The 8,614-nt window shown below is 69.2% G+C and carries 8 protein-coding genes; 1 reads left to right on the top strand and 7 read right to left on the bottom strand.

Going from position 1 to position 8,614, the window contains the following annotated elements; translation table 11 throughout:
- From Q0741_RS27850 to purE, 3 genes are all read right to left on the bottom strand, one after another.
- On the bottom strand, positions 1-315 hold a 315-nt coding region (locus Q0741_RS27850; RefSeq protein ID WP_298236448.1), incomplete at its 3' end, for a Sua5/YciO/YrdC/YwlC family protein.
- 2 nt (positions 316-317) lie between these two features.
- Entirely contained in the window at positions 318-1,502 is a 1,185-nt protein-coding gene (locus Q0741_RS27845; RefSeq protein WP_298236447.1) for a 5-(carboxyamino)imidazole ribonucleotide synthase, read from the bottom strand.
- Positions 1,499-1,963, bottom strand: coding sequence for a 5-(carboxyamino)imidazole ribonucleotide mutase (gene purE / locus Q0741_RS27840; RefSeq protein ID WP_298236449.1), 465 nt, complete (start codon positions 1,961-1,963; stop codon positions 1,499-1,501). The genes Q0741_RS27845 and purE overlap by 4 nt, the downstream gene beginning before the upstream one ends.
- Before the next feature lie 106 nt (positions 1,964-2,069).
- On the opposite strand from purE, the gene Q0741_RS27835 reads away from it, so the two are divergent.
- The gene (locus Q0741_RS27835) at positions 2,070-3,023 is read left to right on the top strand and encodes a tetratricopeptide repeat protein (RefSeq protein ID WP_298236446.1); all 954 of its coding nucleotides are present in this window, start codon (positions 2,070-2,072) and stop codon (positions 3,021-3,023) included.
- A gap of 95 nt (positions 3,024-3,118) precedes the next feature.
- On the opposite strand, the gene Q0741_RS27830 is transcribed toward Q0741_RS27835, so the two are convergent.
- The 4 genes from Q0741_RS27830 to pyk all read right to left on the bottom strand — a co-directional run bounded on the left by Q0741_RS27830 (position 3,119) and on the right by pyk (position 8,413).
- On the bottom strand, positions 3,119-4,414 hold the full coding sequence (locus Q0741_RS27830; RefSeq protein ID WP_298236445.1) for a methyl-accepting chemotaxis protein: 1,296 nt from the start codon (positions 4,412-4,414) through the stop codon (positions 3,119-3,121).
- 267 nt (positions 4,415-4,681) lie between these two features.
- Positions 4,682-5,590, bottom strand: a complete 909-nt coding sequence (locus Q0741_RS27825; protein ID WP_298236444.1) for a phosphoribosylaminoimidazolesuccinocarboxamide synthase — start codon at positions 5,588-5,590, stop codon at positions 4,682-4,684.
- Positions 5,591-5,709: 119 nt separating this feature from the next.
- Entirely contained in the window at positions 5,710-6,774 is a 1,065-nt protein-coding gene (gene fba / locus Q0741_RS27820) for a class II fructose-bisphosphate aldolase (RefSeq protein ID WP_298236443.1), read from the bottom strand.
- A gap of 208 nt (positions 6,775-6,982) precedes the next feature.
- Positions 6,983-8,413: a pyruvate kinase gene (pyk, locus tag Q0741_RS27815; protein ID WP_298236442.1), complete on the bottom strand. Its 1,431-nt coding sequence runs from the start codon at positions 8,411-8,413 to the stop codon at positions 6,983-6,985.
- Between the last annotated feature and the right edge of the window lie 201 nt (positions 8,414-8,614).

Below are 8,614 nucleotides of genomic sequence, written 5' to 3'. Positions count from 1 at the left end.
GGCCACGCCCTCGCGGCGCGGCAGGATCAGCGTCAGCGGCCCGGGCCAGAAGGCGTCCATCAGCCGCCGCGCGAGGGGCAGGTCGGCCGCCGGGGTGAAGGCTGGCGCCTCGGCCGCCTCGCTGACGTGCACGATCAGCGGGTGGTCGCTGGGGCGGCCCTTGGCGGCGAAGATCTTCGCCACCGCCGCGTCGTCGTCGGCGCGGGCGCCCAGCCCGTAGACCGTCTCGGTCGGGAAGGCCACGAGCTCGCCCGCGGCCAGCAGCGCGGCGGCCTGCTGCAGGGCCAGGGAATCGGCGCCGTCGAGCAGCGGCATGGTCAGAAGGCCGCCAGGCCCAGCAGCGCCGCAGCCTGCAGCGCCACGTCGCGGGCGCCGTCGGCATCGGCGGCGGTGACGGTCAGGTGGCCCATCTTGCGCCCGGGGCGCGCGCCGGCCTTGCCGTACAGGTGCAGGTGCACGCCGGGCAGCGCCAGCACCTGCGCCCAGGCCGGCGAGCGCTCGCGGCCCTGGGCGTCGAACCACAGGTCGCCCAGCAGGTTGAGCATCACGGCGCAGGAGTGCAGCCGCGGCTCAACCAGCGGCAGCCCGGCCAGCGTGCGCACCTGCAGGTCGAACTGCGACTGGTCGCAGGCGTCGATGCTGTAGTGGCCGGAGTTGTGCGGGCGCGGCGCCATCTCGTTGGCCACCAGCGAGCCGTCCTGCAGCACGAAGAACTCCACGCACAGCACGCCCACGTAGCGCAGCGACTGCGCCACCGCCTGCGCGCACTGCACGGCCTGCTGGCGCAGCGGCTCGGAGACATCGGGCGCGGGCACCTGCGTCACGGCCAGGATGCCGTCGCGGTGCAGATTCTGCTGCACGGGGAAGTGCACGATCGAACCATCGGCGGCGCGCGCCACGATGACGCTGATCTCCAGCGCCAGCGGCAGCATTTTTTCAAGCACGCAAGGCACGCTGCCGAGCTGCGCCCAGGCGGCCGCCAGCGCCGCGCGGTCCGCGACCCGCACCTGGCCCTTGCCGTCGTAGCCCATGCGCGCGGTCTTGAGGATGCCGGGCAGCAGCTCGTCGGACACGGCGGCCAGCGCCTCAGCCGTCTCGATCAGCGCCCAGGGCGCGCAGGGCACGCCGCAGCCTTCGAAATGGCGCTTCTCGGCGGCGCGGTCCTGGCACACGGCCACGGCGTCGGCCGCGGGCGCCACGGGGCGCTGCGCGCCCAGCGTCAGCAGCGCGGCAGCGGGGACGTTCTCGAACTCGGTGGTAATGGCGCTGGCGCGTTGCATCAGCTGCGCCAGGCCCTGCTCGTCGAGGTAATCGGCGCGGATGTGGTGGTGCGCCACCGCGCCGGCGGGGCTGCCGGTGTCGGGATCGAGCACCACGGTGACAAAGCCCATCTCCTGCGCGGCCTGCACGAACATGCGGCCGAGCTGGCCGCCGCCCATCACGCCCAGCGTGGCGGGGCGGCCGTCCTCCAGGAGGGCACCGGGGAGCAGCGCGGCGCTCACGTGAGGTCCGCCGTCATGGCACGGGCGGCTTCGGTCTGGCGGGCGCGGAAGGCTTCCAGCTTCGCGCGCAGCGCCGGGTTCTCGTTGGCCAGCATCGCCACTGCGAACAGCGCCGCGTTGCCGGCGCCGGCGGTGCCGATGGCAAAGGTCGCCACGGGAATGCCCTTGGGCATCTGCACGATGGAGTGCAGCGAGTCCACGCCCTGCAGGTGCCGGCTGGCCACCGGCACGCCCAGCACCGGCACCGTGGTCTTGGCCGCGAGCATGCCGGGCAAGTGTGCCGCGCCGCCCGCGCCGGCGATGATGGCCTTGAGCCCGCGCGCGGCCGCCGTTTCGGCGTACCTGAACATGTCGTCGGGCATGCGGTGGGCGGAGACCACCCGCGCTTCGAAGTCGATGCCGAACTCGGCGAGAATCTGCGTGGCGTGCTTCAGGGTTTCCCAGTCGCTGCTGGACCCCATCACCACGCCCACCGTCACAGGGGCAGTGCTCACTGCTTGCTCCACCGGAAATCAGGGAAACCTTGCATTGTAGGCGGGGCCCTCCTCCCTCCGCCGCGCCACCGACATGACCGACATCACCATCCAGAACTTCGAACAGGAACTCATCACCGAGTCCATGCGCCAGCCCGTGCTGCTGGACATCTGGGCGCCGTGGTGCGGGCCGTGCCGCACGCTGGGTCCGCTGCTGGAAAAACTGGAGATGGCCTACGCCGGGCGCTTCAAGCTCGCCAAGCTCAACAGCGACGACCAGCCCGAGATCGCCGGTCAGCTCAGCCAGGCCTTCGGCGTGCGCTCCATTCCTTTTTGCGTGCTCTTCGACCAGGGCCAGCCGGTGGACGGCTTCGTGGGCGCGCAGCCCGAGGCGCAGATCCGCGCCTTCCTCGACCGCCACGTGCCCAGCGCGGATGAAGTACAGGCCGAGGAGGAAGTGCAGGAGGCGCAAGCCCTGGCCGCCGAAGGTGACGCCGACGCGGCGCTGGACCGGCTGCAGCAGGCCGTGGCCATCGACCCGGCCAACGACGCCGCGCGTTGCGACTACGTCAAGCTGCTGCTGGAGCGCGGCCATGTGGCACAGGCGCGCCAGGCCTGGGAGCCGATGGCGGGCAAAGCGGTGCTGGACGCGCGCATCGCCGCGCTGGGCCACTGGCTCGACGCCGCCGAGAAAGCCGCGACGGCCCGCGGCACCGAGGCGCTCACTGCAGCCATCGCCGCCAACCGGCGCGACTTCGAGGCGCGCTTCGAGCTGGCGCAGACGCACTTCGCCGCCGGACGCTTCACCGAGGCAATGGACGAGTTGCTGGAGATCCTGATGCGCGACAAGGCCTGGAACGGCGAGCTCGCGCGCAAGGCCTACGTCGCCATCCTGGAGCTGATGACCAAGCCGGCTCCGAAACCCGCCGCTGGCGCCGAGGCCGCCAAGAAGGGCACGCTGGAAGTGGCCGGCAAGGCCGCCGTCCAGGCGCCGGCGGACCCGGTGGTGGACCAATACCGGCGCAAGCTCAGCATGGCGCTGTTCTGATTCGGCCCGGCCGGGAGCAAACCCGGCACGGCCTGGAGCGCCATGGAGAAACGGCCCGGAATCCCGGGCCGTTCTTCATTGGGTGCGCGCTGCGCTCAGAAGCTGAAGCCGATGCGCAGGCCGCCCCAGTGGCGTCCGCCGACGCTGATGGGCGCCGAGACCTCCTTGAGCAGCACATGCTGGCCGCCGCCCATGTCGCGGCGGTAGGTCTGCAGCAGGAACGGGCGCTGGTTGCGCGCCGAGGCCAGGCCGGTTCGGTCGTTGAAGATGCGGCGGTAGCGGCTGTTGGCCGTGTCCCAGACCACGTCGCCGCGCTGGGGCAGCGAGTACTTCTTGTTGTGCATCGGGCAGTAGCCGTTGCGGTCCACGGCAATGCAGTAGCTCACGCGCGGCGACAGCGCCAGGAAGCGCTCCTGTACCTGCGGGAACACCCGGTCGGCCACGTCCACGAAGCGCGTGAGGTACTGCGGCGGGTTGGTTTTCGGGATGCCCCGGTACTGCTCGTCGAACAGGTCACTGAGCTTCACGCTGCCCTGGCGCACCGCGTTCTCCAGCAGCGTGGAGATTTCGTTGGCGGCCTGCTGTGCGGCCTGGATGAAGGGTGTGTCCTCGGTCTCGATGCCGAAGCCCGCCACCTGCTCGATCATGGCCTCCGACACCTTGAGGAAGCGGTCACTGCACGCCAGCGCGGTGTTGAGCCGGGCGGAAGCCTGCTGCACCTCGCTCTCCAGCTCCTGGGTGTGTTCGTTGAGCCGAGCGCAAATGTTGCGGCTCTGGTCCGCAGCCTGGCTGATGCGCTCCACGTCCGCCTCGACGCTGCTGAAGGCCACGTGCACGGCGCTGCGGGCGCTGACGTCGGCGCTGTCGTCGAAGCGCAGGTCGCGGCTGAAGCTCTCGATGCGCTCGTCGAGCTGGCCCACGGTGCGCATGATGGTCTTGGAGGTGGTTTCGACCTGGCCGGCAAGGTCCTTGACCGCGTCGGCCACCACGCCGAAGCCGCGGCCGGCGTCGCCGGCGCGCTTGGCCTCCACCGAGGCGTTGAAAGCCACCAGCCGTGTCTGCAGCGCGATCTGCGTGATCTGCCCGGCCGCGTCCGAAACCTGGTGCAGCGTCTCCACGATGCCCTGTACCTCGCGGCTCACCGCCTGCAGCGCCTCGCGCGCATGGGCCACCGCCTGCAGCGTCTCCAGCGTCGCCGTGGCGATGGAGCCCTGCGCCCGCTGCACCTCGTCGAGCTGCTGGGCCACCTGCTGCATGGCCTGCCCCTGGGCGTGGACGATCTTCTGCGTGTCCTCCATGGCGCCGCGCACCTCGGCGGCATCGCGCCCGACGTTGGAGGCCTGGGTGGACATCGCCCTGACCACCGCCACCGCATCGGTGCTGCCTGCCACGGATACGTTCGGCGGTGCGGCGCCTTGATCAGGCTTGGCGCCAGCACCGCCCTCGGAACGGCGGAAAAGTCTGAGCATGGGATCGTCTCCAAAACAGCGGGTCCACGCTCCAAAGGAGCGACTACAGGACATCACAGTCTTATCGGGTGGAAGTGCGCTGCGTTTGAGGAGGGATTACACGCAGAAATACTTACACCAATCCACCTTCCGATGTGTCAGGAAGGAGCACTATTCCCGATTCAGCCCGCCTGTTTCGGTCGTTCCGACTCAGGCTGTGAGCCGCTGCAGCGCCTCGCGGTACTTGTCGGCGGTTTTCTGCACCACGTCCGCGGGCAGCGCCGGCGCAGGGGCCTTCTTGTTCCAGGGCTGGCCATCCACCTGGGCCGCTTCCAGCCAGTCGCGCACGAACTGCTTGTCGTAGCTGGGCGGGTTGTCGCCGCGGGCCACTGCGTCGGCGTAGCTCTCCACAGGCCAGTAGCGCGAGGAGTCGGGCGTGAGCACCTCGTCCATCAGCGTCAGCTGCCCGGCTTCGTCCAGCCCGAACTCGAATTTGGTGTCCGCGATGATGATGCCCTTGGTCAGCGCGAAGTCCGCGGCCTCGCGGTAGAGCCGGACCGACACCGCGCGCACCTGCTCGGCGAGGTCCCGGCCAACGATCTCGACCATGCGCTCGAAGCTGATGTTCTCGTCGTGCTCGCCCATCTCGGCCTTGGTCGCGGGCGTGAAGATGGGCTCGGCGAGCTTGGCCGCGTTGTGCAGGCCCGCGGGCAGTGCCACGCCGCAGACCGTGCCACTTTGCTGGTATTCCTTCCAGCCGCTGCCGGCCAGGTAGCCACGCACCACGGCCTCCACGGGCAGCGGCTTCAGGCGTTTGACCAGCATGGAGCGGCCGCGCACCTGCTCACGCTCGGCCTCGGTCACGACGGATTCGGGATCCTCGCCAGTGAGGTGGTTAGGCACCACGTGGCCCAGGCGCTCGAACCAGAACAGCGCCATCTTCGTCAGCAACTCTCCCTTGCCCGGAATGGGCTCGCCCATCACCACGTCGAAGGCCGAGAGCCGGTCGCTGGCCACCATCAGTAGCCGGTCGGCGCCAACGGCGTAGTTGTCGCGCACCTTGCCGCGGGCCAGCAGCGGCAGTGAGGTGATGGAGCTCTCGTGCAGGGCAGTGGTCATGGCGGTCAGGCGGTGCTGTGCAAAAAAATGAGGCGGGATTGTAGGAGCAGCAAAAAGGCCCGCCGAAGCGGGCCTGGTGCGTCATGCGGTGGGTTCACGGGCCGGGCGGCCCAGGGAGATCACTGCACGACCTGGGCCAGCGCGCCGCTGGCGTACTTGGCAGCCATCTCGTCCAGCGACACCGCCTTGATCTTGGAGCCCTGGCCCTCGCAGCCGAACTCCAGGTAGCGCTGCTTGCAGATCTGCTTGGCGGCTTCGCGCGCGGGCTTCATCCACTCGCGCATGTCGAACTTGTCGGGGTTCTCGGCCTGGAACTTGCGCACCGCGCCCGTCATCGCCAGGCGGATGTCGGTGTCGATGTTGATTTTGCGCACGCCGTACTTGATGGCTTCCTGGATCTCCTCGACCGGTACCCCGTAGGTTTCCTTCATCTTGCCGCCGTACTGGTTGATGATGGCCAGCAGGTCCTGCGGCACCGACGAGGAGCCATGCATCACCAGGTGCGTGTTGGGGATGCGGGCGTGGATTTCCTTGACGCGCGAGATGGCCAGGATGTCGCCGGTGGGCTTGCGGGAGAACTTGTAGGCGCCGTGGCTGGTGCCGATGGCGATGGCCAGTGCGTCGAGTTGCGTCTGCTTGACGAAGTCGGCGGCCTGCTCCGGGTCGGTCAGCAGCGCCGAGTGGTCTAGCTTGCCCACCGCGCCGATGCCGTCCTCCTCGCCGGCCTCACCGGTTTCCAGCGAGCCCAGGCAGCCAAGCTCGCCCTCGACGGTCACGCCCACCTTGTGGGCCATCTGGACCACCTTGCGGGTGACGTCCACGTTGTACTCGTAGCTGGACGGCGTCTTGCCGTCTTCCATCAGCGAGCCGTCCATCATCACCGAGCCGAAGCCCAGGTCGATGGCGCCCTGGCAGATGGCCGGGCTCTGGCCGTGGTCCTGGTGCATGACCAGCGGAATCTGCGGATAGGCCTCGATGGCGGCCTGGATCAGGTGCTTGATGAAGCTCTCGCCCGCGTACTTCCGCGCCCCGGCGCTGGCCTGCAGGATCACCGGCGCGCCGGTCTCCTTGGCCGCCTCCATCACGGCCTGCACCTGCTCCAGGTTGTTGACGTTGAAAGCCGGAATGCCGTAGCCGTTTTCGGCGGCATGGTCCAGCAGCTGGCGCATCGAGACGAGAGGCATGGTGAAAGTCCCCGGGAAGTGATGAGAAGAAAGCTTGAGCAGACGGCGTGCTCGCCGCCGCGCGGGCGAAATTTTACCGGCGCGCCCAGGGCCGCCCACCCGGGCGGCACACGCCCGAACCGGGCCTTCCTCGATCCATGTCAAGAGTGCACGGGCTCACGGCGTGAGCCCGTGCCCACGGCGGCGGGCCAGCGTGGGCGGGTCTTTGTCAGCGCACCTCGACGACCTTGAGCATGTTGGTGCCACCGGGGTGGCCCATGGGCTCGCCGCAGGTGATGGCGTAGGTATCGCCAGGCATCAGCACGCCGCGCGCCACCAGCAGCGCCTCGGCCTGGCGCAGGGCCTCGTCGCGGTCGTTCAGTCGTGGCATGAGCAGCGGCTGCACGTTGCGGTAGAGCGCCATGCGGCGCTGCGTCAGCGGCTGCGAGGTCAGGCCGTAGATGGGCGTGTGGATGCGATGGCGGCTCATCCACAGCGCGGTGGAGCCGCTCTCGGTGAGCGCCAGGATGGCCTTGCAGCCCAGGTGGTGCGCGGTGAAGAGCGCCCCCATGGCGATGCTTTGGTCGATGCGCGCGAAGCTGCGCCCGGTCAGGTCACCGTCCAGCCGCCCGTCCTCGGCGCGCTCGGCCTCGACGCAGATGGCGGCCATGTACGAGACGGTCTCCACAGGGAAGCGCCCTGCGGCCGTCTCGGCGCTGAGCATCACGGCGTCGGTACCGTCGAGCACAGCGTTGGCCACGTCGGAAACCTCGGCGCGCGTGGGCACCGGGTTGACGATCATGCTCTCCATCATCTGTGTGGCAGTGATGGCGACCTTGTCCATGGCGCGAGCCATGCGGATCATCTTTTTCTGCAAGGCCGGCACCGCGGCGTTGCCTACCTCCACCGCCAAGTCGCCGCGCGCAACCATGATGCCGTCGCTGGCCTTGAGGATGGCTTCGAGTTGCGGGATGGCCTCGCTGCGCTCGATCTTGGCGATCATCCCCGGCTTGTGGCGCCAGGGCTCGCCAGCCACGTTGGCCAGCTGGCGCGCCATCTCCATGTCGGTGGCGTTCTTGGGGAAGCTCACCGCCAGGTACTCGCACTGGAAGCTCATCGCGGTGCGGATGTCTTCCATGTCCTTGCCCGTGAGCGCGGGCGCCGTCAGCCCCCCGCCCTGCTTGTTGATGCCCTTGTTGTTGGAGAGCTCGCCGCCGATCTTCACCAGCGTGTGCACCGCCTCGCCCTGCACGCGGTCCACGGTCAGCACGATCAGCCCGTCATTGAGCAGCAGCACGTCGCCGGGCTTCACGTCGCGCGGCAGCTCCTTGTAGTCCAGGCCCACGCGCTCGGCGTTGCCCAGTTCCTTCAGGCCGGCATCCAGCACGAAGGGCTGGCCGGCTTCGAGCATCACGCGCCCGTTCTCGAACTTGCCGACGCGGATCTTGGGGCCCTGCAGGTCGGCCATGATCGCCACCGACTTGCCCGCGCGCTCCGCGGCGGCGCGCACCAGGGCAGCGCGGTCGATGTGGTCCTGCGCCGTGCCGTGCGAAAAATTCAACCGCACCACGTCCACGCCAGCGCGGATCAAGGCCTCCAGCGTTTCCGGCGAGGACGAGGCGGGGCCCAGGGTGGCGACGATCTTGGTCTGGCGCGACATGCAGTCTCCGAAAGGAAAACAGGATCCAAAAAGCACAAAGGCGGCGGCGCATTATCCGCGCCGCCGCCGACCCACCCGGGGTCGTGGCCGGTCACGGGCGGCGCGCGCCGCCCGTGACCTGAGACAGCTCGCTCAGGAAGCCGCTACCACGTCCGCCACGGCCAGGGCCGTCATGTTGATGACGCGGCGCACGGTGGCCGA

The organism is uncultured Azohydromonas sp. (assembly GCF_937926365.1).
GTDB lineage: Bacteria > Pseudomonadota > Gammaproteobacteria > Burkholderiales > Burkholderiaceae_C > Azohydromonas.
The sequence above is the reverse complement of the archived record's forward strand: the minus strand, read 5'-3'. Positions and strand labels throughout refer to the sequence as shown.

Excerpts from the sequence above, each read along its gene's own strand:
- purE (WP_298236449.1), bottom strand. The coding sequence starts at position 1,963 with ATGGGGTCCAGCAGCGACTGGGAAACCCTGAAGCACGCCACGCAGATT.
- fba (WP_298236443.1), bottom strand. The coding sequence starts at position 6,774 with ATGCCTCTCGTCTCGATGCGCCAGCTGCTGGACCATGCCGCCGAAAAC.
- Q0741_RS27835 (WP_298236446.1), top strand. The coding sequence starts at position 2,070 with ATGACCGACATCACCATCCAGAACTTCGAACAGGAACTCATCACCGAG.
- Q0741_RS27825 (WP_298236444.1), bottom strand. The coding sequence starts at position 5,590 with ATGACCACTGCCCTGCACGAGAGCTCCATCACCTCACTGCCGCTGCTG.
- pyk (WP_298236442.1), bottom strand. The coding sequence starts at position 8,413 with ATGTCGCGCCAGACCAAGATCGTCGCCACCCTGGGCCCCGCCTCGTCC.